The 26914-nt window shown below is 67.8% G+C and carries 27 protein-coding genes; 16 read left to right on the forward strand and 11 right to left on the reverse strand.

The genetic code is table 11. The features are described 5' to 3' along the window. Nucleotides 1-24: 24 nt before the first annotated feature. The 4 genes from otnC to AB4Z27_RS07935 are packed head-to-tail and all read right to left on the reverse strand — an operon-like array spanning nucleotide 25 to nucleotide 3661. Nucleotides 25-684: a 3-oxo-tetronate 4-phosphate decarboxylase gene (otnC, locus tag AB4Z27_RS07920; protein ID WP_441644189.1), complete on the reverse strand. Its 660-nt coding sequence runs from the start codon at nucleotides 682-684 to the stop codon at nucleotides 25-27. Continuing rightward, complete coding sequence (gene otnK, locus AB4Z27_RS07925; protein ID WP_441644219.1) at nucleotides 681-1985, reverse strand: 3-oxo-tetronate kinase; 1305 nt, start codon at nucleotides 1983-1985, stop codon at nucleotides 681-683. Before otnK ends, otnC begins: the two co-directional genes overlap by 4 nt. Nucleotides 1986-1997: 12 nt before the next feature. Continuing rightward, nucleotides 1998-2894 carry an L-threonate dehydrogenase gene (gene ltnD, locus AB4Z27_RS07930; protein ID WP_092293190.1) on the reverse strand — a complete coding sequence of 299 codons (897 nt, stop codon included), beginning with the start codon at nucleotides 2892-2894 and terminating at the stop codon, nucleotides 1998-2000. 23 nt (nucleotides 2895-2917) lie between these two features. After that, nucleotides 2918-3661 carry a FadR/GntR family transcriptional regulator gene (locus AB4Z27_RS07935; protein ID WP_092293192.1) on the reverse strand — a complete coding sequence of 248 codons (744 nt, stop codon included), beginning with the start codon at nucleotides 3659-3661 and terminating at the stop codon, nucleotides 2918-2920. A 161-nt stretch (nucleotides 3662-3822) separates the two neighbouring features. On the opposite strand from AB4Z27_RS07935, the gene AB4Z27_RS07940 reads away from it, so the two are divergent. Further along, a complete protein-coding gene (locus tag AB4Z27_RS07940; protein ID WP_441644190.1) occupies nucleotides 3823-4245 on the forward strand; it encodes a GNAT family N-acetyltransferase in 423 nt (140 codons plus the stop codon). Nucleotides 4246-4251: 6 nt separating this feature from the next. Here AB4Z27_RS07940 and AB4Z27_RS07945 read toward each other — a convergent pair whose 3' ends face one another. From AB4Z27_RS07945 to ygfZ, 3 genes are read right to left on the reverse strand one after another with little or no spacing between them, the layout of a single operon-like run. Continuing rightward, nucleotides 4252-5112: an NRDE family protein gene (locus tag AB4Z27_RS07945; RefSeq protein WP_092293195.1), complete on the reverse strand. Its 861-nt coding sequence runs from the start codon at nucleotides 5110-5112 to the stop codon at nucleotides 4252-4254. Between the two features lie 57 nt (nucleotides 5113-5169). Next, nucleotides 5170-5460 (reverse strand): DUF4936 family protein, encoded by a 291-nt coding sequence (locus AB4Z27_RS07950; protein WP_441591034.1) that lies wholly within the window; start codon nucleotides 5458-5460, stop codon nucleotides 5170-5172. Between the two features lie 19 nt (nucleotides 5461-5479). Next, complete coding sequence (ygfZ, locus tag AB4Z27_RS07955; RefSeq protein ID WP_441644191.1) at nucleotides 5480-6487, reverse strand: CAF17-like 4Fe-4S cluster assembly/insertion protein YgfZ; 1008 nt, start codon at nucleotides 6485-6487, stop codon at nucleotides 5480-5482. A 254-nt stretch (nucleotides 6488-6741) separates the two neighbouring features. Here ygfZ and mltG point away from each other — a divergent pair, with 254 nt between their 5' ends. The 7 genes from mltG to AB4Z27_RS07990 all read left to right on the forward strand — a co-directional run bounded on the left by mltG (nucleotide 6742) and on the right by AB4Z27_RS07990 (nucleotide 12134). Further along, the gene (gene mltG, locus AB4Z27_RS07960) at nucleotides 6742-7737 is read left to right on the forward strand and encodes an endolytic transglycosylase MltG (protein ID WP_441644192.1); all 996 of its coding nucleotides are present in this window, start codon (nucleotides 6742-6744) and stop codon (nucleotides 7735-7737) included. A 7-nt stretch (nucleotides 7738-7744) separates the two neighbouring features. Further along, nucleotides 7745-8356 (forward strand): dTMP kinase, encoded by a 612-nt coding sequence (gene tmk / locus AB4Z27_RS07965; RefSeq protein ID WP_441644193.1) that lies wholly within the window; start codon nucleotides 7745-7747, stop codon nucleotides 8354-8356. An 86-nt stretch (nucleotides 8357-8442) separates the two neighbouring features. Next, the gene (locus tag AB4Z27_RS07970) at nucleotides 8443-9471 is read left to right on the forward strand and encodes a DNA polymerase III subunit delta' (RefSeq protein ID WP_441644194.1); all 1029 of its coding nucleotides are present in this window, start codon (nucleotides 8443-8445) and stop codon (nucleotides 9469-9471) included. A 114-nt stretch (nucleotides 9472-9585) separates the two neighbouring features. Further along, nucleotides 9586-10023, forward strand: coding sequence for a PilZ domain-containing protein (locus tag AB4Z27_RS07975; protein WP_441644195.1), 438 nt, complete (start codon nucleotides 9586-9588; stop codon nucleotides 10021-10023). A gap of 47 nt (nucleotides 10024-10070) precedes the next feature. Next, the gene (locus AB4Z27_RS07980) at nucleotides 10071-10580 is read left to right on the forward strand and encodes a GNAT family N-acetyltransferase (protein ID WP_441591030.1); all 510 of its coding nucleotides are present in this window, start codon (nucleotides 10071-10073) and stop codon (nucleotides 10578-10580) included. A gap of 20 nt (nucleotides 10581-10600) precedes the next feature. Beyond that, nucleotides 10601-11395 (forward strand): TatD family hydrolase, encoded by a 795-nt coding sequence (locus AB4Z27_RS07985; protein WP_441644196.1) that lies wholly within the window; start codon nucleotides 10601-10603, stop codon nucleotides 11393-11395. Beyond that, the gene (locus AB4Z27_RS07990) at nucleotides 11388-12134 is read left to right on the forward strand and encodes an ankyrin repeat domain-containing protein (protein ID WP_441644197.1); all 747 of its coding nucleotides are present in this window, start codon (nucleotides 11388-11390) and stop codon (nucleotides 12132-12134) included. Before AB4Z27_RS07985 ends, AB4Z27_RS07990 begins: the two co-directional genes overlap by 8 nt. 38 nt (nucleotides 12135-12172) lie before the next feature. Here the strand turns inward: AB4Z27_RS07990 and AB4Z27_RS07995 are convergent, their stop codons facing one another. Then, the gene (locus AB4Z27_RS07995) at nucleotides 12173-13267 is read right to left on the reverse strand and encodes a J domain-containing protein (protein WP_092293215.1); all 1095 of its coding nucleotides are present in this window, start codon (nucleotides 13265-13267) and stop codon (nucleotides 12173-12175) included. A 60-nt stretch (nucleotides 13268-13327) separates the two neighbouring features. Then, on the reverse strand, nucleotides 13328-14836 hold the full coding sequence (gene pdxR, locus AB4Z27_RS08000; protein ID WP_441644198.1) for a MocR-like pyridoxine biosynthesis transcription factor PdxR: 1509 nt from the start codon (nucleotides 14834-14836) through the stop codon (nucleotides 13328-13330). Between the two features lie 323 nt (nucleotides 14837-15159). Between pdxR and AB4Z27_RS08005 the strand changes: the two genes are divergently transcribed. The 8 genes from AB4Z27_RS08005 to AB4Z27_RS08040 all read left to right on the forward strand — a co-directional run bounded on the left by AB4Z27_RS08005 (nucleotide 15160) and on the right by AB4Z27_RS08040 (nucleotide 23276). After that, nucleotides 15160-16776, forward strand: a complete 1617-nt coding sequence (locus AB4Z27_RS08005) for a cbb3-type cytochrome c oxidase subunit I (protein WP_092293345.1) — start codon at nucleotides 15160-15162, stop codon at nucleotides 16774-16776. A 3-nt stretch (nucleotides 16777-16779) separates the two neighbouring features. Next, entirely contained in the window at nucleotides 16780-17382 is a 603-nt protein-coding gene (locus AB4Z27_RS08010; RefSeq protein WP_092293219.1) for a cbb3-type cytochrome c oxidase subunit II, read from the forward strand. Between the two features lie 45 nt (nucleotides 17383-17427). Further along, nucleotides 17428-18039 (forward strand): c-type cytochrome, encoded by a 612-nt coding sequence (locus tag AB4Z27_RS08015; protein ID WP_441644199.1) that lies wholly within the window; start codon nucleotides 17428-17430, stop codon nucleotides 18037-18039. 46 nt (nucleotides 18040-18085) lie between these two features. Then, nucleotides 18086-18727 (forward strand): SCO family protein, encoded by a 642-nt coding sequence (locus AB4Z27_RS08020; protein WP_441644200.1) that lies wholly within the window; start codon nucleotides 18086-18088, stop codon nucleotides 18725-18727. Then, nucleotides 18724-19437 carry a hypothetical protein gene (locus tag AB4Z27_RS08025; RefSeq protein ID WP_441591028.1) on the forward strand — a complete coding sequence of 238 codons (714 nt, stop codon included), beginning with the start codon at nucleotides 18724-18726 and terminating at the stop codon, nucleotides 19435-19437. The genes AB4Z27_RS08020 and AB4Z27_RS08025 overlap by 4 nt, the downstream gene beginning before the upstream one ends. Before the next feature lie 43 nt (nucleotides 19438-19480). After that, complete coding sequence (locus tag AB4Z27_RS08030) at nucleotides 19481-20668, forward strand: HD-GYP domain-containing protein (protein ID WP_092293225.1); 1188 nt, start codon at nucleotides 19481-19483, stop codon at nucleotides 20666-20668. A 92-nt stretch (nucleotides 20669-20760) separates the two neighbouring features. Continuing rightward, a complete protein-coding gene (locus AB4Z27_RS08035) occupies nucleotides 20761-22059 on the forward strand; it encodes a mechanosensitive ion channel family protein (protein ID WP_092293227.1) in 1299 nt (432 codons plus the stop codon). A 143-nt stretch (nucleotides 22060-22202) separates the two neighbouring features. Continuing rightward, on the forward strand, nucleotides 22203-23276 hold the full coding sequence (locus AB4Z27_RS08040; RefSeq protein WP_092293229.1) for an NAD(P)-dependent alcohol dehydrogenase: 1074 nt from the start codon (nucleotides 22203-22205) through the stop codon (nucleotides 23274-23276). Between the two features lie 24 nt (nucleotides 23277-23300). Here AB4Z27_RS08040 and purT read toward each other — a convergent pair whose 3' ends face one another. Further along, entirely contained in the window at nucleotides 23301-24503 is a 1203-nt protein-coding gene (purT, locus tag AB4Z27_RS08045) for a formate-dependent phosphoribosylglycinamide formyltransferase (protein ID WP_092293231.1), read from the reverse strand. A 150-nt stretch (nucleotides 24504-24653) separates the two neighbouring features. Beyond that, a complete protein-coding gene (locus tag AB4Z27_RS08050; protein ID WP_441644201.1) occupies nucleotides 24654-26855 on the reverse strand; it encodes a TonB-dependent siderophore receptor in 2202 nt (733 codons plus the stop codon). Between the last annotated feature and the right edge of the window lie 59 nt (nucleotides 26856-26914).

The following is a 26914-nucleotide window of genomic DNA, read 5'->3' on the forward strand; positions in this document are numbered from 1 at the left end:
TGATCGACGTCGGGCCTGCCCGGGCTACCAGCGCGCCTTGAAGGCGTCGCGCAGTTCGGTCAACGCAGCCTCATCGAGGCTGGCGCGGTCGGCAAAGCCGGCCTGGTCCTTGAGCATCATCCATAACTTGGCGGTCTCCTCCAGTTCTTCCAGCGCGTACGCCGCGCGCGAGACACTGTCTTCCCACACCACCGGCCCGAGGCGCGCCAGCAGCACGCCGCGCACGTCGTTGGCCAGCGTGGCCACGCGCGCGGCCACGGCTGGGTCGCCGGGACGGTGGTAGGGAATCAGCGGTATATGACCCACCTTCATCACGTGGTACGGCGTGAGAGGGGGCAGGACATCGTCGGGCTGCCAGACGCCAGCCAGCGTCAGCGCCACCAGGTGCGTGGAGTGGGTATGGACCACGCCATGCACGTTCGGATTGTTGTCGTAGACGGCGCGGTGCAGCGTCAGCGTCTTGGACGGCTTGTCGCCGGACACCCAACTGCCGTCCRGGCCGACCTTGGCCACGGCGGCCGGGTCGAGCGTGCCGAGGCAGGCGTCGGTCGGCGTGATCAGCCAGCCGTCATCGAGCCGGGCRCTGATATTGCCCGCCGTGCCGACCGTGTAGCCGCGCTGGTAGAGGCTGACGCCGACGCGGCAGATCTCCTCGCGCAGCGCGGATTCCGTCTTGCCGCTCATTGCGCCGCTCCCAGCGCGCGCAGCGCCTCGTCGAAGAAATTCTCGCCGCCGAAGTTGCCCGATTTCAGGGCCAGCGCGAGTGGCGTGGCGTCCAGCGTGACCGTGGCGGGCACGCCCGGCGCGATCTGCGTGCCGATACGCAGCGCCTGYACGGCGAGCGACTGGACCACGGCGCCGGAGGTCTCGCCGCCGGCCACCACGAAGCGGCGCGTGCCCGAGGCCTTGAGCGCGGCGGCGATGCCAGCCAGCGCGGCCTCCACCAGATGGCCGGCGCGCTCCACGCCCAGTTCGGCCTGCACGGCCTTGACCTGATCCGGGGTGGCGGTGGCGTAGATCAGCACGGGTTCAGCGCGATCGGCGGCAAAGGCCAGCGCCTCGTCCACCACCGGCTCGCCACGGGCCAGCCGGAGKGGGTCGATGCGCAGGGCGGGGCGCTTCTGGGCGATCCAGTGCGCTACCTGCCCATTGGTGGCGCGCGACGCGCTGCCAGCCAGCACCACACCGTGGCCATCGACGGACGGCACCTCGGCGGCATCCACGCGTTGCGGCAGCAGGCCGGCACGGCGGAAGTTCTCGGGCAAGCCCAGGGCGATACCGGAGCCGCCGGTGATCAGCGGCAGGTCGGCGCAGGCCTGGCCGAGCGTGAACAGGTCGGCGTCGGAGATCGCATCGGCAATCGCCAGCCGCGCGCCTTCGGCACGCAGGGCGCCGATGCGCGTGCGGGTCTCGTCGGCACCGCGCGCCACGCTGTCGTAGCGCAGCAGGCCGACCTTGCTCTGGCTCTGGCGTTGCAGCACGCGCACCAGGTTGGCGTCGGTCATCGGCGTGAGCGGATGGTGTTCCATGCCGGACTCGCTCAGCAGCGTATCGGCCACGAACAGGTGACCGCGGAAGATGGTGCGGCCGTTCTCGGGGAAGGCCGGGCAGGCGATGGTGAAGTCGCTGCCCAGCGCCTCGAGCAGCGCCTCGGCCACGGGGCCGATGTTGCCGGCGTCCGTCGAATCGAAGGTCGAGCAGTACTTGAACACGAACTGGCGGCAGCCCTGGGCGCGCAGCCAGGCCAGCGCGGCCAGCGATTGCGCGACGGCGTCGGCGGCCGGGATGGTGCGGGACTTCAGCGCCACGACGATGGCGTCCGCTTGCACGGCGTCATCGGCCGTACCGGCTGCTGGCACGCCAATCGTCTGCACGGTGCGCATGCCATTGCGAACCAGCGTGTTGGCGAGGTCGGTGGCGCCGGTGAAGTCGTCAGCAATGCAGCCGAGCAGGGGCGTGTGGGTCGATGGGGTCGATGCAGTCATCATCGCGCTCCCTTACTTGGCCTTGGCCGCCGGCAGTTCGATGCCGGGGAAGATCTTGATCACGGCCGAGTCGTCCTCGCCGCCGTGGCCGGCGGTGGAGGCCATCATGAACATCTGGTGTGCGGCGGCGGACAGCGGCAGCGGGAATTTGCTGGTGCGCGCGGTGTCGAGCACCATCCCCAGATCCTTGACGAAGATGTCAACGGCGGACAGCGGGGTGTAGTCGCCGGAGAGGATGTGCGGCACGCGGTTCTCGAACATCCACGAGTTGCCGGCGCTGTGCGTGATGACGTCGTAGAGCGCGTCCGGGTCCACGCCCTCGCGCAGGCCCAGCGCCATGGCCTCGGCGGCGGCRGCGATATGCACGCCGGCCAGCAGCTGGTTGATGATCTTGACCTTGGAGCCGGCACCGTGCGCGTCGCCCAGGCGGTAGACCTTGCCCGCCATCGCGGCCAGCACGTCCTCGGCCAGCGCGTAGGCCTCGGCGGGGCCGGAGGTCATCATGGTCATTTCGCCGCTGGCGGCGCGGGCTGCGCCACCGGAGACCGGTGCGTCCAGCAGCAGCAGGCCGCGCTCGGCCAGCCGCTTGCCCAGCGTCTCGGCGAAGACGGGCGGCACGGTGGCGCTGGCGATGACCAGCTTGCCGGCGGACATGGCCGGCACGGCCCCGTTGTCACCGAACAGCACCGCTTCCGTTTGCGCGGCGTTCACCACCAGCGTGATGACCACGTCGCAACGTTCGCCGAGTTCGGCCGGATTGGCGCACGGCACACCGCCGGCATCGGCAAAGCGTTGCAGCACCTCGGGGCGCAGGTCGCAGGCGTGGACCTTGAAACCGGCACGCAGCAGCGACTGCGCGACACCATTGCCCATTGCGCCCAAACCGATGACGCCGACATTGCGGGACATATTGAATCTCCTACGGAAGTGTTTCAGTGCGAGCGGAGGCCGTCGCGTTCGGCCGGCGTGTCCTCGCCCAGTTGGGCGAGGCGGCGCGCGGCGTTGTACATGTGGGTCTGCGCGGCGTTGCGCGCGGCATCGGCATCGCCGGCGCGGATGGCCGCGACGATGGTCTGGTGTTCCTCGCGCACCTGGCGCGAGAAGTCCTCGCGGCGGGCTTCGTTGGTGCGGGTCACCCGCGTGGCGGTTTCGAGGTACTGGCTCAGGAAGGCCAGCGTCTTGAGGAAATAGGGGTTGCCGGTGGCTTCGGCAATGGCACGGTGGAAGGCCACGTCCGCCTGCACGCCATCGCCGCCTTCGGCCACGGTGGCATCGAGGTGCGCCAGCGCGGCGTCGATATTGGTCATGGCCGTATCGGTGCGGCGGCGCGCGGCCTGCGCGGCTACCTCGGCTTCGATCGAACGGCGCAGTTCCACGATCTGGAGCACCGATTCGAGCGTGCCGGTATCGGTGTAGTCGATGCGCAGCGGCCGGATGCCCGCCTGATCGGTGACGAATACGCCGCTTCCCTGGCGCGATTCCACCAGCCCCTCGTACTTCAGCCGGGCAATCGCCTCGCGGACCACGGTGCGGCTGACGCCGAATTCCTCGGACAGCACGGCCTCTGTCGGCAACTTGGCGCCGCGCGGGAAGGCGCCACCTTCGATCTTCTCGAGCAGTTGTTCGGCAACGCTGTCGGTCAGGGCGCGGGCGGGAATTTTCTGGAAGACGGGCACGGCGAGGGAGGGCAGTGATCAGGTAGTCAGGTCATCATACAAATTTTCGGCGCGCCTGCCGACCGGGGAAACCCTAGGATGTTTGGTGCATTGCGTTACGATTCGCCCGTTGCGCAGCGTATCATTGCGCCTTTCTACAGACTTCCAAGCTGGATCGAATCATGTCCGAGACCGTCATCGTTTGCGCCTGGGYCGAAGCCCTCGAGCGCGCCCGCGCCATCCGCTACAGCGTTTTTGTCGAGGAGCAGGGTGTGCCGGTGGAACTGGAATGGGACGACATGGACGAGCCGAGCTGGCACGCGCTGGCATTCGCCGCCGATGGCACGCCCGTGGCCACGGGCCGGCTGCTGCCGGACGGCCACATCGGCCGCATGGCCGTGCTGAAGGTGGCGCGCGGCACCGGCATGGGTGCGAAGGTGCTGGACGCGCTGATGGCCAAGGCCGCTGAACTCGGTTATCCCGAACTGATCCTCAACGCGCAGACCCACGCGGCGCCGTTCTACGCGCGCGTGGGGTTCGAGCAGGTGGGTGAGGAATTCGAGGAAGCCGGCATCCCGCACGTGGAGATGCGGAAACGGATTTAACAGTGATTACCGGGGCGCCGGCACGGTGCCCGGGTCGCGCGCCACGTTGAGCCGGCCGCGATACATCACCTCGCCGGTCGGACCATTCGCATCGAAGCTGCGCTCGCTGAAGTCGAAACGGCCATCGTGCCGCACGCGGAGCAGCGTGCTGGCGCGCGTGCCGTAGCTCGGCGAGCGGATGAACGACGACGACAGCAGCTTTTCCCATTCCGGCGCCACGCCCGTGCGCGGCARTTCCCAGTCGGGCGCCTGACGGTCGTCAGCCAGCAGTTGCAGGTACGGTTCCGCGCTGGCGGTAGGCTGGCCGCTATCCGCTGCCAACACTTCGCACATCGCGCCCACGCGGCTGCGCACCTTGGGCCACGGCGTATCGAGCAGCGCGTTGGACAAGCCGTAGAGCCCCGGCTTGAGCCGTTGCGGCTGGCGCGACGGCGAACGGTTGCTGTACCACCAGAGGTCGTGCAGATCGCTCGCGAGCAGGTTGAAGCCGTTGTAGGCGCCGTGGTCGCCGGCCAGCGCATGCAGGTATTCGTCGGCGCTCTGGTTGCCGCGCAAAAACTGCGACACCAGTTCGCCGCGCGAGCGCGCATCGGTGCGCTTCTCGGACGGCGCGCGGTAATTGGTCAGCGCGGCAAAGCGCGCGCCCGGGTGGGCGTGGCCGGCATGCTGGGCGTCAGCGCCCGCAATGCCCATCCACGTACCGGGTTCGCCAATCACTTCCGCGAGGTCGCGACCGCCCAGCACGTGGGGGGCATCCTGCCACCAGTGCGCGGCCGCCGCCGGGCGGGCATAGAACTCGTCGCGGTTGCCGGCAACCACCAGGGCATAGTCCGGGTGCGATTGCCAGGCCACCAGAATCAGGCACATAGCACTTCCTTTACAACTTGATCAGTCGATGTCTTCATGCAGCACACTGCAAGACAACTACAAGACATCGAGATCCACGAACCGTTCCGCCATCCGCTCGCCGCTGACCCATTGCGACAACCCGCTCTGGTGCCACAGGCCCGTGAGCGTGGCGTCGAAGGCGGGCGGCACATCGGCATAGCATTCCATCCAGGTTTGCAGGCCGGCGCGGGTCTCGGGCCTGCGCATGAGCGTACCACCAATCCCGGTGGCTTCGGCCACCGTTTCCATCCAGCGGTGCCAGTGGGGCAGGGCCTCGACGGCCCGCTCGTCCGGTACCTTGAAATAGACGTACAGATGATCGCTCATGTCGGCGCTCCGGGGAGATTCAGCCGGCCGCTTCGGCCGCATTCGGCAGCGGCACTTCGTACGGCAGCGCACGCGTGGCCACGGCCGGGCCGTCAGCAGCGCCGAGCCGCAGCGCGCCCGTGGCCGCCTCGATCTTCAGTTCCGCCAGCGCATCCCAGCCGCCCTCAGGCGACGGCGCCGCGTTGACGATCATCCCGCACGGCTGTTCCGGGTCTTCCGGGCGGAAGATCTCGGCGGCRGCGGCCGGTACCTCGCCATCGCCATGCAGGCGCCACATGCGCCGCTTGAGCGTGCCACGATACTGGCTGCGCGCCACGACTTCCTGGCCCGGATAGCAGCCCTTGCGGAAGTTCACGCCGCCAATCAGCTCGAAATTGATCATCTGCGGCACGAACTGCTCCTGCGTCGGCGTGCTGATGCGCGGCACGCCGGAGAGCACGTCGAGCCAGTCCCAGAAGGCCGGCGCGGCGGCGTCGAGGTTGCCGGACAGCGTCTGCTGCAGGGCGGCGATGCGCTCCGCCGGGGCCACGATCTGCCAGCGGGGGGCGCCATCGGCATCGGTCAGACGAATCACGGTGACGCCTTCGGCACTCGCTGCCTGGAGCGGACCCTGCGGCGCGGGCAGGCCCGCCACGGCGAGCGCGCCGGCGGCAGCCGGGCCGGCCACGCCGAGCACGCCATGCGTGGCGGAAAGATCGGACAGCTTGGCCTTGGCACGCAGCACGAACATGCTCAGGCGCTTCTGGATGGCCGGCTGGATGTCGGCCGAGATCTGCAGGACGATGCCGTCGGCATCGCGCCACATSAGGAAGCTGGCTTGCAGGCGACCCTTGGGCGAGCAGTAGCCGGCCAGCCGCGCCGTGTCCGGGGACAGATCCTCGACGGCGTTGGTCAGTTGGGTGTGCAGGAACGCGGCGGCATCGTCGCCGGCCACGCGGATCAGCCCGACGCCAGCAGGCGTGGCGATTACGCCGGTGCGGCGCAGCGATTCAAGGCTCGAAGCCAGGGTGGGAGTTGCGTTGGACATGCAATCAGGCCGGTTGGCGAACAGGTGACGGGAGGCGGCGGCACGCCGAATGGGGTGCCGCCGCCTCCTCTATATAGGGACGCTTGCCGCCAGGGCAAATCGGCAACGTGACGATGCGGGCTCGTGGCGGCGCGGGGCTCCCGGTATTATATGGGGCTGTCGCCATTCCGGCCCGCCGCCCTGCCGATCCCGACCCGCCGTTGGGGGCATGGCGTTGGCATCACCCTGGCGTCGCCAAAATTCACCAATCCTCCATGAAACGTATTGTTCTGCGTCTGATCGGGGTCCTGCTGGTCTTTGCCCTGGCAGCCGCCGGCGGCTTCGCCTGGTGGGCGCACCAGCCGGTCGGCCTGTCCGCCTCGCCCGTCGAGGTCATCATCAAGCCCAGTTCGGGCGTYRCCRSCGTCGGCCGCCAGATCCAGCGCGGCGGCGTGTCGATGGACCCGCGCCTGTTYCAGTTGCTGGCCCGCATCACCGGCCACGGCGCCGACCTCAAGGCCGGCGGCTACCAGTTCGAGACCGGTATCACGCCGCTCGACATCATCGAGAAGATGGTGAAGGGCGAGGTCACGCACTATGTAGTTACCGTGATCGAAGGCTGGGAATTTCGCAAGATGCGGGCGGCGGTCGATGCCAACCCGGCACTCAAGCACGACACGGCGGGCATGTCCGATGCAGACCTGATGAAGGCCATCGGTGCGACGGAACCGTYACCCGAGGGGCTGTTTTTCCCCGATACCTACCTGTTCGCGCGCGGCAGCAGCGATGTCGAGCTGTATCGCCACGCTTACCGCGCCATGCAGAAGCGCCTGAACGAAGCCTGGAACGCCCGCGCGCCGGACCTCCCGTACAAGACGCCGTACGAGGCGCTGGTCATGGCCTCCATCGTGGAGAAGGAGACCGGGCAGGCCGTGGAGCGGCCGATGATTGCCGCCGTGTTCATCAACCGGCTGCGGAAGAACATGATGCTGCAGACCGATCCGACCGTGATCTATGGCGTGGGCGAGTCGTTCGACGGCAACCTGCGCAAGAAGGACCTGCAGACGGACACCCCGTACAATACGTACACCCGCACCGGCCTGCCGCCCACGCCGATCGCGCTGCCGGGCATCGCCTCGCTGGCCGCGGCCACSACGCCGGCGCCGTCCGATGCGCTGTACTTCGTGGCGCGCGGCGACGGCAGCAGCCATTTCTCCAATTCGCTTCCCGAACACAATCGCGCGGTAGATAAATACCAGCGCGGCAAATAAGCCTTTCATGCGCGGAAAATTCATTACCTTCGAAGGCATCGACGGCGCCGGCAAGAGCACCCATATCGACTGGGTGGCCGAACGCCTGCGCGCACGTGCCGATACGGGCAGCGTGGTGACCACGCGCGAGCCGGGCGGCACGCCGCTGGGCGAGGACCTGCGCCAGCTGCTGCTGCACCGGCCGATGCACCTGGAAACCGAGGCGCTGCTGATGTTCGCGGCGCGCCGCGAGCACATCGCCGAAGTCATCGAGCCAGCCCTGTCTCGAGGCGACTGGGTGATCTCGGACCGATTCACCGACGCCACGTTCGCCTATCAGGGCGGCGGGCGGGGCCTGCCCACCGGGCGGCTGGAAGTGCTCGAAACCTGGGTGCAGGGCGGCCTGCAACCCGACCTGACCCTGTTGTTCGACGTCCCGCTGGAGACCGCCAGTGCGCGGCTGGCCGGCGCGCGTTCGCCGGACAAGTTCGAGGCCGAATCGCGCGCCTTCTTCCAGCGCACGCGTGACGAGTACCTGCGCCGTGCGGCGGCAGCCCCGGCGCGCTTCCGGGTCATTGACGCCACGCGCTCGRTCGACGAGATTCGCGTAACGCTCGAGGAAATCATCGCAAGCCTTTGATCYGGATGGCCTATATGGCGGCGATGATGTCCGCTGGCCACCCTCCGACAATACATGAGCGATCCCTGCTAACTGACTGAATCGGCATGCTTTATCCCTGGCAACGAGAAGACTGGCAACGACTGGCTGCGCTGSGCCCCCGGCTGCCGCACGCGATGCTGCTGCATGGCCAGCAAGGCATTGGCAAGCGGGACCTGGCGCTGCATTTCGCCCAGGGCCTGCTGTGCGAGTCGGCTCTTGCCGATGGCCAGCCGTGCAATACCTGCGGGGCCTGCCACTGGTTCAGCCAGGGCAACCATCCCGATTTCACGGTGGTCCGCCCCGAGGCGCTCGATGCGAGCGGCGAGGCGGATGGCGAGGCCGAGGGCGGCGCCAAGAAGAAGGCGCCAAGCAAGATCATCCGCATGGAGCAGGTGCGCGCGCTGATCGAGGCCGTGGGCGTGGGCACGCACCGCGCCGGGCTGCGCGTGGTGGTGGTCTATCCGCTCGATGCCCTGCAGACCGAAGGCGCGAACGCGCTGCTGAAGACGCTTGAAGAGCCGCCGCCGTCCACGGTTTTCCTGCTGGTGACCGACCGGCTGGACCGCGTGCTGCCGACCATCCTGTCCCGCTGCCGCCAGTTTTCCGTGGAGCGCCCCACGGCCGCCGCTGCGCTGGACTGGCTGCGCAGCCAGGGCGTGGCCGATGCCGAGGCGCAACTGGCGCTGGCTGGCGGATCGCCGCTGACGGCGCTCCATGCCGCCGAAGCCGAGGAGCAGCCGATGCAGCGCTGGCTGGTCTCGCAACTGGGCGCGGGCGCCGCGTTCGACGCGCTGGCCGCCGCCGAGCAGCTYCAGAAGCTGCCGGTGCCGGCCGTGCTCGGCACGCTCCAGCGCTGGACCTAYGACCTGCTGGCGCTCTGCGTCGGCACCGGCGCGGTCCGCTATTTCCCGAAGGAGCAGGCGGCGCTGGCGCGTTGTGCCGGCGCCACCGATGCCCACCGACTCCAGGCGTTCAGCGCCCGGCTGGTCGGCCATCGGCGCAACGAGAACCATCCRTTGGCGGCGCGCCTCGTCATGGAGTCCGTTTTCCTCGATTACCGGCATTTGTTCCAGGGAAGTGCCGCCGGGCGATAGGAATCGGGCGCCGCCCGTGGTAAAAGCTAACGCAGTCAAGCTGTCGATTTGTCAAACGCGCCAAATAGCGCCGCACCAASCGGACAGGGCGCAACGCCAAACAGGGGTCAAACAATGAATGCACCAGTCACCGGCGCGCCCGTGCGTCCGGCCGCACCCGCAGCACCCGGAGCACCCACCACCGTGCCGGGCCAACCTGCCACGGCAGGCGCCGCGCAGCGGCCGAACGTGCTGTCGCTGTCGATCAAGGACCAGGCGGGGCTGTACGCGGCCTACATGCCGTTCCTGACGCGCGGCGGTATCTTCGTGCCGTCCAACCGGCCGTTCCGGATTGGCGAACAGGTGTTCCTGGTGCTGTCCCTGCTGGACCGCCCGCAGAAATACCAGGTGCAGGGCACGGTGGCGTGGATCACGCCGGCCGGTACGCCGATGAAGACCCCCGGCGTGGGCGTGCATCTGCCCGAGGACGACAATGGCCGCAACCTGCGCCGTGCCGTCGAGGAAATCCTGGGCAAGGCCATCGATTCCGGACGGCCGACCCAGACCTTGTAGCAATCTGATCATCCACGCGAAGTTAGCTTCRCAAGTATTTGTTATTCATGCGTATTTCCGATTTCACCCTGCGCCTGGCCACGCCAGCCGACCTGCCCGGCATCGTCGAGATCTATAACAGTACGGTGCCATCGCGCATGGTCACGGCGGATACGGAGCCGGTGAGCGTGGCGTCCCGCCAGGCGTGGTTCGACGCCCATCAGCCGGAGCGCCGCCCGCTGTGGGTGTGCGAGGATGCCGAGGGCCGTATGGCCGGCTGGCTCAGCTACTCGGATTTCTATGGCCGTCCGGCCTATGGCGCGACCGCCGAGCTGTCGATCTACCTACACGCGGACCGCCGTGGGCAAGGGCTGGGGCGCTACCTGCTCGAGCAGGCCATCGCCCATGCCCCGCAGGTGGGCGTGACCACGCTGCTCGGTTTCATCTTCGGCCACAACACGCCGAGCCTGGCCCTGTTCGAGCGGCACGGTTTCGCCCGCTGGGGCGACCTGCCGCGCGTGGCGGTGCTCGATGGCATCGAGCGCGATCTCGTGATCGTCGGCCGCCGGCTCGACTGACCCGCATCCAGAGACTGACGATGTTCGTTGATTCCCACTGCCATATCGATTTCCCGGAACTGTCCGAGCGGCTGCCGCAGCTGCTCGAGAACATGAAGGCCAATCAGGTCACCCACGCGCTGTGCATCTCGGTGACGCTGGAGGACTTCCCGCGCGTGCTGGCGCTGGCCGAGCAGCATCCGCACCTGTATGCGTCGGTGGGTGTGCACCCGGACTACGAGGAGGGCGAGGACCCGACGCTCGAACGCCTGCTGGCGCTGTCCGCTCACCCGCGCGTGGTGGGCACCGGCGAGACCGGGCTCGATTACTACCGGCTCAATGGCCGCAGCGTCGACGACATGGAATGGCAGCGCGAGCGCTTCCGCACCCATATCCGCGCCGCCAAACAGACCGGCAAGCCGCTGATCATCCATACCCGGTCGTCGGCGGACGACACGCTGCGCGTGATGCGCGAGGAAAATGCGCGCGAGGCCGGCGGCGTGATGCACTGCTTTACCGAAACCTGGGATGTGGCGAAACAGGCGCTCGAYGAGGGCTTCCATATCTCGTTCTCGGGCATCGTCACCTTCAAGAGCGCGGCGGACCTCCAGGAAACCGCCAAGAAGGTGCCGCTGGACCGCATGCTGATCGAGACCGATTCGCCCTATCTGGCGCCGGTGCCGTATCGCGGCAAGACCAATGAGCCGGCCTGGGTGCGCCATGTGGGCGAGTTCATTGCCCAGCTGCGCGGGGTGCCGGTGGAAACCATCGCCGAACAGACGACGGATAATTTCTTCAGTCTCTTCAAGCACATAGACAGGAATGCTCATGTTTGACATGAAGACGATGCGTGGCGCGGCGGCCGCCCTGATGCTGGGCGCCGCCACGGCAGGCTGGGCCGCGCCGGCGGACGACATGCGCAAGGCCGTGGAATTCGACGATGCCAACACGGTGCAGAAACTGCTGGCGCGCGGCGTGGACCCGAACCTGACCGACGCCCGGGGCAACCCGATGCTGGTGTTGGCGCTGCGCGAGAAATCGATCAAGGCCGCCACGGTGCTGATCAAGGCGAAGAACATCGACTTCGACAAGACCAACCCGGCCGGCGAGAACGCGCTGATGATGGCCAGCCTGCAGGGCGAGCTGGACATGGTGAAGCTGATGGTCGACGGCGAAGAGGCCGAGATCAACAAGAAGGGCTGGGCGCCGCTGCACTACGCGGCCTCCAACGGCCACAACGAGGTGGTGAAGTACCTCGTCGATCACGCCGCCTATATCGATGCGGAAAGCCCCAACGGCACCACGCCGCTGATGATGGCCGCGCGCGGCGGGCATATCGACACCGTGAAGGTGCTGCTGGACGAGGGCGCGGACCTGCGCCTGAAGAACCAGCAGCGCATGACCGCGATCGACTTTGCCGAGCAGTACAACCAGAAGGAGATTGCCGACGGGCTGAAGTCCCGCTGGCAGAAACTCTATGGCGCGGTACCGGCCCCCGCGCCGAAGCCGGTGCCCTATAACCCCTCGGGCACCCAGRGCGCGCCGAACAAGCAGCCGCAGCCCAAGCCGTACTGAACGGCGACTGAGCTGTTACTGGGCCGGCGCCAGCCGGTTCAGGGAAATTCCGATTCCGTGATGGTCACGCTCTTCGACTTGCCCATCACGCTGTAGAGCGTGAGCGTGTTGTTGGCGAAGCTCGTGCCGTTGGCCTCCTGGATCTCCTTGAGGTCGAAGCGCTCGGAACGGAAGATCTCCCCGGAGTCGAGGCTCCGGTAGCGCACGTCGTAACGGCCGGGCGCAATATTCTCCATCGTGAACATCGACCCGCTGCGTACGAAGCTTGTGCGCACCGGAATCGCCGCGTCACCCTCGATCGATACCAGTTTCAGGAACACATCGGACACATTGCGGGTGTTGTCCACGGTCACCGTGGACAACCCGTTGCTGTTCAGCACCGGATAGCCGGTCAGGTAGCCCGAGCGGCTCGGCCACGGCATGCCGCGCGGCGTGTTGGCCGGCCGGCTGTAGCGGAGCGGTTGCGGCGGGAAGGCTTCCTCGGCCCGGGCCGGCTTGACCAGCGCGACCGGGGTGTCGGCGGCCGAACTGGCGCTGGGCGTCCAGTCGCCAAGCAGGACCACGATGCTGGCCCCCACCGCGATATAGAGCAGGAAGGCCAGATGGGCCGGCAGCGGCTGGCCGCGCGGCGGCGGGCCATCGGGCCGGGGTTCGGGTTTGGGGCGGAAACGGGTCTTCTCGCCGCGCGAGGGGCGGGCTTCTTCGGCTTTCTGCGAGGACTTGTTGTTGGCGCCGCGCGCGGAGGCACCCTGGGCGGACGCACCGCCGGCCTTGGCCCCTCCCGCCGCCCCGGCAGCGCCGCTGGCAGCGCGTGGCTGCCGGGGCTGGGCCTGCGGACGCGCCGTCTGGGGCCGCGCCGTGCCCGGTGCAGGGCGCGGCGGCACCTCGCGGCGGCGGGCGCGGATCGCCTCCATCCGCTCCTGCTCCACGATCCACTGGTCATGCTCCGCGCGCCGCCCGGGGTCGCTCAGGACGTCATAGGCCACGTTCAGCAGCCGCATGATGCGATTGGATTCCTCGCCGTCCGCATGGCGATCGGGATGATATTTCTGGCTAAGCGACTTGTACGCGGCCCGGATTACTTCCTGGGGCGCGTCGCGGGATACCTTGAGGTTGTCGTAATGGGTATGCATCAAGCAGGAAAGACGCAATAGCGGAGGCCGACAACAATTAACGGCAGATTGCCGAATTTTTCAAGGTATAGCGGCCCGGCCCGGCCGCGTATGCTGGCTGGGCAACAGATGCACAGCCCCCGGCAACACCGCCCGGCCGTGGAGTGTGTCCAGCAGCCGCTGCATGGCCGCGTCGATCTCCTCGATGCTGAGGCCGCCGTAGCCCATCAGCACGCCGGGGCGCGGTGGCCGCCCCGCGAACATGCCGCTGACGCCGTAGAGCCCGATCGACGCCGCCCCGGCCCGGGCGATAAAGGCGGCTTCGTCAGCCTGTTTCAGGCCGACCGGACGGATTTCGGCCACGAGGTGGATGCCGGCCGACGCCGGCAGCGGGGCCAGCCAGGGCGACAGGTCGAGATCGAGCCAGCGCAGCAGCGCCGCGCGCCGCGCCGCGTACTCCTTGTGCATGCGCCGCAGGTGCTTGGCGAAATAGCCGTCGAGCATGAACTTGGCCAGCGCGGTCTGGGTGAGGGTGCAGCTATGCCAGTCGCTGGTCTGCTTGGCCCGGCACAGCGCCTGCGCCAGCGGGGCGGGCGGAATCACGTAGCCGATGCGCAGTTCCGGAAAAATAGTCTTCGAGAATGTGCCGACATAGGCGACCACGTCGTCATGGTCGAGGCTCTTGAGCGAGTCCATCGGCCGGCCCTCGAAGCGGAATTCSCCGTCGTAGTCGTCCTCCACCACCAGCGCGCCGCGCCGCTGCGCCCAGTCGAGCAGCGCCAGCCGGCGCTCCAGGCTCATCGGCATGCCGAGCGGGAACTGGTGCGAGGGGGTGACATAGATGATGCGGGCGTCCGCGGGCAGGGCGCTGACCACGATGCCATCYGCATCCACCGGTACCGGCACCACCCGGGCGCCCGCCGCCGTAAAGCTCATGCGGGCGGGCGGATAGCCGGGGTCTTCCATGGCCACCACGTCGCCGGGCCGCAGCACCACCCGCGCCAGCAGGGTCAGCGCCTGCTGGGCGCCCTGGGTCATGATCACGTCGTGCCAGTTGCTGACCACGGCGCGGCTGAAGGCCAGGTAGCGCGACACCGCCAGCCGCAGCTCCGGCTCGCCGGCCGGATCCCGGTAGCCTGCCGGCACGCGCGCCTGCACGCGTATCGCATGGCTCACGCAGCGGCGCCACTGGTCGAACGGAAACWGSCGCTTTTCGGTCACGCCGCCCATGAAGTCGTACTGCGGGGAGACGCCCTCCTGGCGGATCGGCAGCGCGTCCGGCATCGATTCCCAGAGCGCGTCGGCCGGCTGCAAGGCCGTGGCGTGCGTGGGCAGGTTGCCGCGCCGCGTCATGGCCGCCGCCACGAAGGTGCCCTCGCCGGTRCGCGAGCGCAGATAGCCYTCGGCSGTSAGCCGTTCRAAGACATCGAGTGTTGTYTTKCGGGAAACACCRAGTTGCGTGGCAAGTTCGCGCGTCGACGGGAGCCGCTCTCCAGCGGCCAGCCGGCCGTCGAGAATACCGGCGCGCAACTGGCGATAAATCTGACTGGCCAGGCCGTGGCGGCCTTCAATGCTCAAGTGGACGTTCATGATGGGGGCGGGGGCGAGTCATCGGTCGGAAAACCGCGCGCAGGCAGGCGCTGCCGCCATTCTAGTTAAGTTGCATCYYTGATGCAATTTAAGGTAATTCGACAAAAAACCACGCTGCGGGGGCGGGGWCCGGCGCGGCGCTCTCCAGGGGGCGGGCTCCCATCGGTGCCTCGATTCAGTACCCGCTGCGCGCCCCCTGCGCGTATCGCGCCTGCAACCTGAGGCGGCGGTGGTCACCCAAAAAACGCAGGAAGTGGCTATGGGCGCCTATCCGCCCCGTGCGTAATCTGCGCAGGACTCATCTCATGCCTGCCGGCAATGCCATGAATACCATCGCCATTCTGCTCTCCGCGTTCCTGCTTTCCGTGATCGCGCTGGCGGCCTTTATCTGGAGCATGCAGAAGGGCCTGTTCGATACTTCGCCAGCCGCCGCGCGGGTGATCTTTGCCGACGGCGAGACCGGGCACCCCGAGGATCCTGCCTCGGCGCACCTGACGCCCGGGCTGGACGATCCCTCCCGCGATGCCGCCGATGCATCTTCCGCGCCAGTCGTGTTCCTGTTCATCTGCTGCGCCATGGTGTGGCTGGTGGTGGCGTCGATGGCCGGGCTCACCGCCTCGATCAAGCTGCACGAACCGGACCTGCTCGCCAGCGTGCCCTGGCTGTCCTTTGGCCGCATCCGCACCATCCACCTGAACGCCGTGGCCTACGGCTGGGCGCCGATGGCCGGGCTGGCCATCGCCCTGTTCCTGCTGCCCCGGCTGCTCAAGACGGCGCTGGTCGGCGCCCGTTGGGCGGTGCTGGGGGCGGCGGTGTGGAATGCCGGGCTGATTGCCGGCATCGGCAGCATCGGCGCGGGGATTTCCGATGGGCTGGAGTGGCTCGAGATTCCCTGGCAGGTGGACATCCTGTTCGTGATCGGCGGCGCCTTCGTGGGGTTGCCGCTGGTGCTGACGCTGGTCAACCGGAAGGTGGATCACCTCTACGTGTCGGTCTGGTACATGGGCTGCGCGCTGTTCTGGTTCCCGGTGCTGTTCCTGGTGGCGAACGTGCCGGGCGTGCACTTCGGCGTAGAGCAGGCCACCATGAACTGGTGGTTCGGCCACAACGTGCTGGGGCTGTTCTACACGCCGCTGGCGCTGGCTTCCATCTACTATTTCCTGCCCAAGATCATCGGCCAGCCGGTCCGGTCGTACGGGCTCTCGCTGCTGGGTTTCTGGGCGCTGGCGTTCTTCTACGGGCAGGTGGGCGGCCACCACCTCGTGGGCGGGCCGGTGCCGGGGTGGCTGATTACGCTATCCATCGTGCAGAGCATGATGATGCTGATTCCGGTGGTCGCGTTCTCCATCAACCAGCACCAGACGCTGCGCGGCAACTTCCGCCGGCTGATCGACTCGCCGACGCTGCGTTTCATCACCTTCGGCGGGATGATGTACACGCTGAGTTCCATCCAGGGCTCGTTCGAGGCGCTGCGCACGGTGAGCCGCGTGGCCCACTTCACGCACTACACCGTGGCCCACGCCCACCTGGGGCTGTACGCGTTCGTCAGCTTCGCCTTCTTCGGCGCGCTGTACTTCATCGTGCCGCGCGTGACCGGCCGCGAATGGCCGTACCGCTGGATGATCTACATGCACTTCTGGCTCGCGGCGGGCGGCATCGGCATCTATTTCGTCTTCCTGAGCATTGGCGGCTGGCTGCAGGGGCTGGCCATGCTGGACGCGGCGCGCCCGTTCATGGACTCGGTCGCCGTGACCCTGCCGTACCTGCGCGCCCGCTCGCTGGGCGGGGCAATGATGCTGACGGGCCATCTGTTCTTCGTGACGAACTTCGTCTGCGCGGTCTTTGGCTTCGGGCCGAATCGTGACCGCCCGGCGCTGTTCCACCAGGGCCGCCTGCGCAAAACGGGCCAGTCGGGCCAAAAACCTGCCGAGGGAGTCTGAACCGTGAACAATGAAAGCGCCCTGCTGGCGGGGGGCATGACCATGCTGGCGCTGGCCACCAGCGCGCTGGTCGTCCTGCCGTATCTGCAACTCCAGGACGTCAAGCCCACCGAAGGCACCAAGCCCTATACCGCCGCGCAGCTGCGCGGGCGGGAGGTCTATATCGCCAACGGCTGCATCTACTGCCATTCCCAGCAGCCGCGCGACAGTTCTTACGCGCCGGACGCCAAGCGCGGCTGGGGTCGCGTGGCCGTGGCCGGCGACTACTACTACGACAAGCCGCACCTGCTGGGCACCATGCGCACCGGGCCGGACCTGATGAACATTGGCGTGCGCCAGCCCGGCGCCGACTGGCACCTCGGGCACCTGTACCAGCCGCGCGCCTACGTGAGCGGCAGCATCATGCCCAGCTACCCGTACTTGTTCGATGTGAAGGACGCGCCGGAGCCGGGCGACAAGCCGGTGACGCTGCCCCCGGGCTACGCACCGCCGGGCAAGGTGGTGGTGCCGACCGCCGCCGCGTCTGACCTGGTGGCCTATCTCCAGTCGCTGAACCGCACCGGGGCGGTGTTGCCGCCCGAAGGTAGCGAGTCGAACCCGCGATAAGCACCCGCGATAAGCACCCGATAAGCGCATCCGCAGAGGAAACAGATGGCAGATCCATCGGAAGAACGTCAGGCCGCCGCGGCGCGTGCCCGCGAGAATGCCGATCCGCACGAGAACCGCGCGCCGATTCCCCGCTACGTGCTGGCCATGGTGGCCGCGCTGGTGGCGTGGGGGGCGTTCTATATCGTGACGTCCGAAAGCGACCAGCCCTCGTCGCTGGGCGACAGCCGCACCCTGGCGGACCTGAAAGGCAAGCCGAAGGGCGCCGGCGGCGGCACCGTGGATGGCGCGGCGGTGTTCCAGGCCCGTTGCGTGGCCTGCCATCAGGCCACCGGGCAGGGTTTGCCGGGCGTGTTCCCGCCGCTGGCGGGCTCGGAGTGGGTGGTGGGGCAGGAGGCGCGGCTGGCGTCTATCGTGCTGCGCGGCGTGACCGGCAAGCTGACCGTCAAGGGCACGGCCTACAACGGGGCGATGCCGGCCTTCGCGGACCAGTTGTCCGATGCCGAAATTGCCGCCGTGCTGACCCATGTGCGCAGCCAGTGGGGCAATACCGCTGGCCCGGTAACGGCGGAAGCCGTCGCCGCCGCACGCACCCAGACGGCCGCCATGGCGGCGCCGTTCGATGGTGACGCGGCGCTCGGCAGCCCGGGTGGCTAGCCTCGCACACGGTGTTCGGCCCGCGCGCCCGCGCGGGTCTCTGGCTGTGCGCGCGGTTTTCGGTCTGGTGCTGGTACTGGGCGGCATCGCTCTCTGGGCCATCACGCATGGCCTGACCGCCTGGACGCTCGACCAGCGCCGCGAGGCGCGCATCGCCGCGCACGAGATGCGCCTGCCGCCCATCGCGGTGCATGACCAGCTTGGCCAGCCGCAGAGGTTTTTCGGCGAACTACCAGCCGCAGGACCAGCCGCAGGCGCCCCCGCCGTCTATCTCGTCGATGTCATCTACACCCGCTGCCAGACCGTGTGCCGCGCGCTCGGGGCCGCCTTCGCCCAGCTATCGCGCCAGGTGGAGGCGGACGGCATGGCGGGCCGGATCGGCCTGATCTCGCTGTCTTTCGACCCGCGCGATGACGGCGCCGACCTCGCCAGCTACGCCCGCGAGCATGGTGCACGGCCGCCGCAATGGCGGGTGGCTGCGCCGGACGCGCCCGTCGCCATGCAAGCGCTGCTGCGCGAGGCCGACATCATCGCCATTCCGGACGGCTTCGGTGGCTTCGTCCACAACGGCGGCCTGCAGGTGGTGGATGCGCACGGGGTGGTGCTGGGCAGTTTCGAGTTGGAAGACTTCCAGGCGGCCTATGCGCTGGCCCTGCGCCATGCGGCGGCGGGCGGAGTGGGGCGATGAGAGTCGTCCGATTCCTGGCGTTGATCGCCGTCCTGATCGTCCTGGCCGTCCCGCCGCTGCGGGAGCCCCTGGAAGCCTCGATGGCCCTGCAGATGCTGGGCCTGCTGCCGGCCGTGTTCGCCGCTGGCTGGCTGTCCGCGCGGGTGGCCCCGGTGCGCTGGCAGGCCCGGACGATGGCGGCGCTGCGGCCGCACGCCCTGAGTCTGCTGGTGGTGGCGGCGCTCGGCTACGGGCTGTGGATGCTGCCGATTGCACTGGACCTCGCGCGGCTGTCGCCGATGGTCAATGCCGCCAAATTCGCTACGGTGTTCGTGGCCGGCTTGTCAACCGGCATCGCGCTCCGCGTGGCGGCGTGGCCGCTGGTGTTGTTCTTCGGCGGCAACATGGTCTGGATGGGCCTGACCTTCGGTATGCTCTTCGTCGACGCACCCGCGCGCCTGTGCGCGAGCTATCTGATCGACGACCAGCGCATGGCCGGCGTCGGGCTGGTGGCGGGGTCGGCCGGGGTTGGGGTCTGGCTGCTGGCCTGGGTGGTGCGTCGCGCGGGATGGTCGAATTCGGAAGAATCCGAAGAAACCACTAAAGATCGGCCGGCGTTTGCCGTTAACGCGGGCCAAAAGGGTCTTACACAACTGGGTCGCAAACAACAACTGCGTGCCGCGGCAACGACCGCGACACCGGACAAGGGGCCTGACAGAGCCCCGGATTGACGGGTTCGCGGAGACATCCGCACCCATTTCAAGGGGCAAGTGCATGCTGAGAAGAATTCGCGCGGAACAGCTCCAGGTGGGCATGTTCGTGGCCAGGCTGGGCGGACCCTGGATCAACCACCCGTTCTGGCGCTCGCGTTTCCTCGTCACCAGCGACGACCAGGTCACGCAGATCCAGTCGGCCAACGTGCAGGATGTGTGGATCGACATCCTCAAGGGCCGCAACCTCCCCACGCCGGCCGCGCCGGAGATGATGGAGGCCGATCTCGCCGACGACGAGCCCGAGGCCAGTTTCGAGGAAGAACTGGAACGCGCGCGCGAGCTGATCAAGAGTGGTCGCTCTCTGGTCGGCAACATGTTCAGCGATGTGCGCATGGGCCGCGCGCTGGAGACCGCCGGGGCACTGCTGCTGGTGGATTCGGCGTCGCTGTCGCTGTCGCGCCATTCGCAGGCGCTGCTGGCCATGGCGCGGCTCAAGGCCAAGGACGACTACACCTACCTGCACTCGTTCTCCGTGTGTGCGCTGATGATTGCCGTGGGCCGCACGCTCAAGCTGCCCGATGGCGAGGTGCGCGAACTCGGGCTGGCCGGGCTGGTGCACGACATCGGCAAGCTGACGCTGCCCGATTCGCTGCTGCACAAGGCCACCGACCTGACGCCGGCCGAGGAAGAGCAGATGCGCCGCCATCCGTCGGCGGGCTACCGCATCCTCAACGAGGCGCGCCTGTATACCAATATCCCGCTCGACGTCTGCGTGCACCACCACGAGCGCGTGGACGGGCGCGGCTACCCGTTCGGGCTGGTCGAGCACGAGATCAGCGTGCACGCCAAGATCGCGGCGATCTGCGATACCTATGACTCGCTGACCTCGCCCCGGCCCAATCACCAGGCCTGGGCGCCGGCGCGCGCGGTGGAGTACATCGCCGTGCGCGTGGACACGCTGTTCGACCGCCGGGTCTTCAAGGCGTTTACGCGGACGGTGGGCATCTACCCGCTCGGCACGGTGTTGCGGCTGCGCTCCAGCCGGCTGGGCGTGGTGTGCGGCCAGAACGAGGACGAGCCGCTGCGGCCCCGCGTGATGACGTTCTACAACGTGGCGGCGTCCCAGGCGGTGCCGCCGCAGGTCATCGACCTGTCCCAGAGCGAGGACACCGTGGTGGCGTTCGAGGACGCGCGCCAGTGGGGCTACACCGACGAGCAGCTGATGGCGATGTACGCGCCGCACGGGTGAGCAGGTTTTCCCCTCTCCCGCAAGCGGGAGAGGGGAGACACACGCGGGGCTAGTACACTTGGCGCTTGTTTGATGACCGACCTGCCTGCCGCATGAATTTCGATGCCCTGCTGGACCTGTTCCAGCAACGCCTTCCCGCCCATCCCTCGGCCCAGATCGCGCTCTATGTGCTGGCGCTCGGCGTGATCGCCGCGCTGGCCCAGTGGCTGATCGCGCGCGTGGCGGGCCGCCTGGTCTACCGCGTGCTSAGCCTGTCCGGCCACCGCAACTGGGCCGCGGCGCTGCTGCGCCACCGCATCTACCGCCGGCTCGGCTACGCCATCTTCCTGGCGGTGATCGCGCTTGGCATCGGCGAGGTGCCCAACCTCGGCCGTTTCTCGCGACTGATCGAGCGGCTGGCCCATGCCGGCACGTGGGTCAGCGTGTTCCTGATGCTGTCCGGGGTGTTCTCGGCCTGGCAGACCGTGTTCGCGGGCAGCCAGCGCGCGCAGACGCGCTCGATCAAGGGCTATGTGCAGATCGCCCAGCTGGCGCTGTGGCTGATCTGCGGCGTGCTGGTGCTGTCGATCCTGATCGACCGCTCGCCGCTCTGGATGCTCTCCGGCCTGGGCGCGCTCTCGGCGGTGCTGCTGCTGGTCTTCAAGGACACGCTGCTGTCGCTGGTGGCCAGCACGCAGCTGACCACCAACGACATGCTGCGCATCGGCGACTGGATCGAGATGCCACAGTCCAATGCCGACGGCTTCGTCATGGACATCGCGCTGCACACGGTCAAGGTCAAGAACTGGGACAACACCGTGACCACGGTGCCCACCTACAAGCTGTTCTCGGAGAGCTACCGCAACTACCGGCACATGTTCGAGTCCGGCGCGCGGCGGATCAAGCGGACGCTGCGCATCGACGCCACCAGCGTGCGCTTTCTGGAGGACGAGGAACTGCACGCGCTGATGCGCTTCCGGCTGCTGCACGACTACCTGGAGATCAAGCAGGCGCAGGTGGCGCAGACCAACCTCACCCTGAGCGGCCCGGACGACGACCCGGTGAACCGGCGCCGCCTGACCAACGTGGGCACATTCCGCGCCTACGGCATGGCCTACCTGCGTGCCCATCCCGAAATCCACCACGACCTGCTGCTGAACCTGCGCATGATGGAGCCCGATTCGCAGGGCATTCCCATCGAGGTCTACTGCTTCACCACGCTGACCGGCTGGACGGACTACGAGCGCATTCAGGGCGATATCTTYGACCACCTGCTGGCGATCCTGCCGGAGTTGGGGCTGCGGCTGTACCAGGCGCCGTCCGGTGCGGACCTGAGCGGGCTGCGGGCCAATCCGGTGCTCGGCGCGCAGCATGCGGCACTTGCCGTGGCGGCGGCGGACGCGCGGGCGTAACGGCGTTTCCTTGATCTGAAGCTTCAGACTTTGCAGCAAGCTTGCACGCGATCAACCCGCGCGCAGATGACCCGGCTCCGGATTGGCATGTCCTTGTCCCATCGCCTAGCCTGTTTATCTGCGACAACCGTCGGGAGTGCGTCATGGCAAGCATGCAAGCGTTGGTCTTCAAGGGACCCGGACAGATCGAACTCCGGGAAAAGCCGATTCCGGAAGTGGGGCCGACCGATGCGTTGATCCGCATCACGACGACCACGATCTGCGGCACCGATGTCCACATCCTCAAGGGTGAATATCCGGTCAAGCCGGGCCTGACCATCGGCCATGAGCCGGTCGGCGTGATCGAGAAGCTTGGCAGCGTGGTGACGGGCTACCGGGTGGGCCAGCGCGTGATTGCCGGGGCGATCTGTCCGAGCTTCCATTCCTATGCGTGCCAGGACGGGCGGCCTTCGCAGGACGGCCAGGCGCACGGCCATGGCTACAAGCCGATGGGCGGCTGGCGCTTCGGCAACACCATCGACGGCACGCAGGCCGAATTCGTGCTGGTGCCCGATGCCCAGGCGAACCTCTCGCCGATTCCGGATGGCCTGACCGATGAGCAGGTGCTGATGTGCCCGGACATCATGTCCACGGGCTTTGCCGGGGCGGAGCAGGCCAACATCAAGATCGGCGATGCGGTGGCGGTCTTCGCCCAGGGGCCGATCGGGCTCTGCGCCACGGCTGGCGCGCGGCTGTGCGGCGCGGGGATGATTATCGTGGTGGATGGGCTCGACGAGCGTCTGGCCATCGCGCAGAAGATGGGCGCGGATGCCGTGGTGAACTTCCGCAAGGTGGACGTCGTGGCGGAGATCCTGCGCCTGACCGGGGGGCGGGGCGTGGACGCCTCCATCGAGGCGCTCGGCACGCAGGCCACCTTCGAGGCGGCGCTGCGCGTGCTGAAGCCGGGTGGCACCTTGTCGAGCCTGGGCGTCTATTCGAGCGACCTGCGTATTCCGCTCGATGCCTTCGCCGCCGGGCTGGGCGACCATCGCATCGTGACGTCGCTGTGCCCGGGCGGCAAGGAGCGGATGCGGCGGCTGATGCAGGTGATCGAGACCAATCGCCTCGATCTCGGACCGATGGTGACCCACCGGTTCCCGCTGTCTCGCATCGTCGAGGCGTACGACCTGTTCTCGAATCAGCGTGACGGCGTGCTGAAGGTCGCCATCACGCCTTGACCGGCGTCAAACCGGCTCGGCCGGTCAGCCCTTGCGTGGCTTGACGCGGCTGGCCGCGTCCTTGGCACGCTCGCGGGCCACRTCCACATTTTCGGCGTAGGCCAGCGCCACACCCATGCGGCGCTTTTCGAAGCTTTCCGGCTTGCCGAACAGGCGCAGCTCGGTCTGCGGCACGCGCAGGGCGTCGTCCACGCCGTCGAAGACGATGCCCTGGGCTTCCACGCCACCGTAGATCACGGCGCTGGCACCGGGGCTCTTGAGCGCCGTGCTGACCGGCAGGCCGAGGATGGCGCGGGCGTGGAGTTCGAACTCGTTCTGCCACTGGGTGATCATCGTCACCATGCCGGTGTCGTGCGGACGCGGGCTGACCTCGCTGAACCAGACCTGCTCGCCCTTGACGAACAGTTCCACGCCGAACAGCCCCTGGCCGCCGAGGTCGGCCGTCACCGCGCGGGCGATGTGCTGCGCCGTGGCGAGGGCCTTCGGGTGCATCGGGTGGGGCTGCCAGCTTTCCACGTAGTCGCCGCTGACCTGCACATGGCCGATCGGCTCGCAGAATTGCGTTTCCACCTGGCCATCGGCGCCCACGGCGCGCACGGTCAACAGGGTGATTTCGTAGTCGAAGTCGATGAAACCTTCCACGATCACGCGGCCGTGGCTCACGCGGCCGCCGGCCATGGCGTAGTCCCAGGCAGCCTTGACGCCCTCGGGGCCGTCGATCTTGCTCTGGCCCTTGCCGGAGCTGCTCATCACCGGCTTGACCACGCACGGGTAGCCGATGCCGCCGTCGATGGCGGCCTGGAGTTCCTCGAGCGAGTCGCAGAACTTGTACGGGCTGGTCGGCAGGGCCAGCGTTTCGGCGGCCAGGCGGCGGATGCCCTCGCGGTCCATGGTCAGCCGTGCGGCGCGGGCGGTCGGAATCACGCGGACCACGCCGGCGGCTTCCAGCGCCTCCAGCATCGGGGTGGCGATGGCCTCGATCTCGGGCACCACCAGGTCCGGGCGCTCGGCCTCGATCAGCGCCTTCAGTTGCTCGCCATCGCTCATGGTGATGGTGCGGGCGTGGTGCGCCACCTGCTGGCCCGGCGCGTTCTCGTAGCGGTCCACGGCGATGGTTTCCACGCCCAGCCGTTGCAGCGCGATCAGCACTTCCTTGCCGAGCTCGCCGGAGCCGAGCAGCATCACTTTGGTGGCGGAGGGGGAGAGGGGCGTTCCGAGGGTGGTCATGGCGGGGCGGAGGTCTGGGGTGAACGGATAAAGACCGCGATTGTATACGGGCAGGATCGGCGCTCCAACCTGCCGCAAAGCAAAACGCCCTGCCAGGGCAGGGCGTTTCACATGTGGCGTAATCGCCGCAGTACGCGACGGGTGCGCGCCTTAGTACGCGATCTTCGCCGTCAGGCTGATGGCGCGCGGGTCCGCCGGCTGGACGTAGCCAGCGTACTGGAAGCCCCAGTAGCGCTTGTTGGCGAGGTTGGTCAACGCTGCGCGCAGCGTCAGTTCCTTGCCCGCCACGCGGGTGTTGTACGAGGCGCCCAGGTTGAACACCGTGTAGCCGCCCGCCGTCAGGTCGCCCTCGGGGCGGACCTTGGTCGTCCCCGTGTACTTGCTGTCGAGGCCCACCTTCAGGCCCGGCACGAACGGAATGCGGTAGCTGATCCGGCCCGTGAGGATCCAGTTCGGCGCACCGGCCACGCGGTTGCCGATGTTCAGCTGGCCCTGGTCGTAGGAGCTGTCCAGGTACATCGCGCTGCCGCCCACTTCCCACTGCGAGCCGATCCGCGTGCTGCCGGCCAGCTCCACACCCTGGTAGATCGACTTGCCGTCCTGGACGAAGACCGGCAGGGAGCCGCCRTCGTTGCGGCCGAATTCCGTGCGCTGCTCGATGCGGAACAGTGCCGCCGTACCGGTCCAGAGACCCTGGTCCGTCTTGGCGCCCACTTCGTACTGGCGGCTCTTGGCCGGCGTCAGCGCGGCACCGGCGTTCGAGTAGAACGACGAGACGATGCCGCCGCCGTCGAACGACTCCACGTAGCTGGCGTACAGCGTGGTGCTCGGCATCGGCTTGAACATGATCGCCGCGGTGGGCGTGATCAGGCCGTTCTTGGTGAAGTTGGTGTTGCCGCCCGTGGTGCCGGGGAAGCCGTAGCCGTTCTGCTCGTAGTTGGTGACGCGCAGGCCGCCCAGCACCGACCATTGCTCGGTCAGGAACATGGTGTCGCTGACGAACGCCGACTTCTGCTCGGTGTCGCCGGCGCGGTACTTGTTGAAGCCGGTCTGGCTGTAGTACACGCCGGTGTACGGGGCGTAGATATTGCCGTCGGCCAGTTGCGTGTAGACCGAGTTGGTGCTGTAGCGGTCGATCTGCTTCTGCCAGCTCAGGCCGGCCACCAGTTCATGGCGGAACGGGCCGGTGCGGAACTTGCCTTCGACCATCGACGTCCAGTTGGTGAACTGCTGGCTTTCGGCGCCGTCGTAGCGGAAGTCGGTGTAGTCGCCCAGGCCGTTCTGCAGGTTGAGCGTGGTTTCGTTACGGCTGCGCGACTGCTTGCTGAAGCTGTARGTCGTGCTGACGGTCCAGTCGTCATTGAGCCGGTAGCGCAGGCCGGTCTGGTACACCTGCAGGTTCGAGTAGAAGTGCGCGTCCGGGCCGGCGTACAGGCCGCCGCGACCGCTGACCACGCCCGGGAGCTGGCCGCCGGCGGGGATCTGGCCGGTGTAGAACGTCGGCGTGGCGCCCCAGGTGTTGCGGTCCTGGTAGATGCCGTCGAAGGTCCAGGTCAGGTCGCGCGTGATGCGTGCGTCCAGGCCCAGCGAGACCGAATTACGGTTGATGCCCACGGCATTGCTGGGCTTGCCTTCCTCGTGCGTCAGGTTCAGGCGGTAGCCGAACATGTTGTCCGGGCCGGCGCGGCCGCCCACGTCGACGTGCTCGGTCCACACGTGCGACGAGCGGTAGCCCAGTTCCACGCTGGCCGTGAACTGGTCGGTCGGGCGCTTCGTCACGTAGTTGATCGTGCCGCCCGGGTTGCCGAAGCCGTACATGAAGCCGGAGGCGCCCTTGAGCAGTTCCACCTGTTCGAGCTGTTCGTAGGGCAGCGTCAGGCCGTAGCTGATGAACGGCATGCCGTTGATCTTGTACGCGTTGCGCCAGTCGAGCTGCAGGCCGCGCACGGTGGTGTACGCCGCCCACGCGTTATTCGCGTTGCTGTTGTCGGAGACCGAGGCGTCGTTGAAGAACACGTCGCCGATCTTGGTCACCTGGCGGTCGGCCAGGTCTTCGCCGGTCACGATGGTCGTGGAGAACGGCGTGTCGAGCTGCGGGCGGCTGCCCAGGGCGCCGCCGGAGGCCTTCTTCTTCAACTGCGGCCCAATCTCGATTTCCTGCGCCGCGCTCACGGTCACGGCCGGCAGCGCCTGCTCGGACGGGGCGGCTGCCGCCGKCTCCGTGGTCTGGGCGAAGGCGACGCCACACAGCGGGAATCCGGTCAGGACAGCCATCCGGGCGAAAGCGGCCAGAGGGCGCACGCGCGACGGCGCGTGCTGCCGGCGCGCGGCATTGGGCAAGCAGGAAGTCATTGTTATGTTGGCTCGTAGGTGCGAATACTAACGGGAATGCGAACGATTCGCGTTAATGT

Origin of the sequence: Cupriavidus sp. KB_39, assembly GCF_052114485.1 — a bacterium.
Classification (GTDB): Bacteria; Pseudomonadota; Gammaproteobacteria; order Burkholderiales; family Burkholderiaceae; genus Cupriavidus.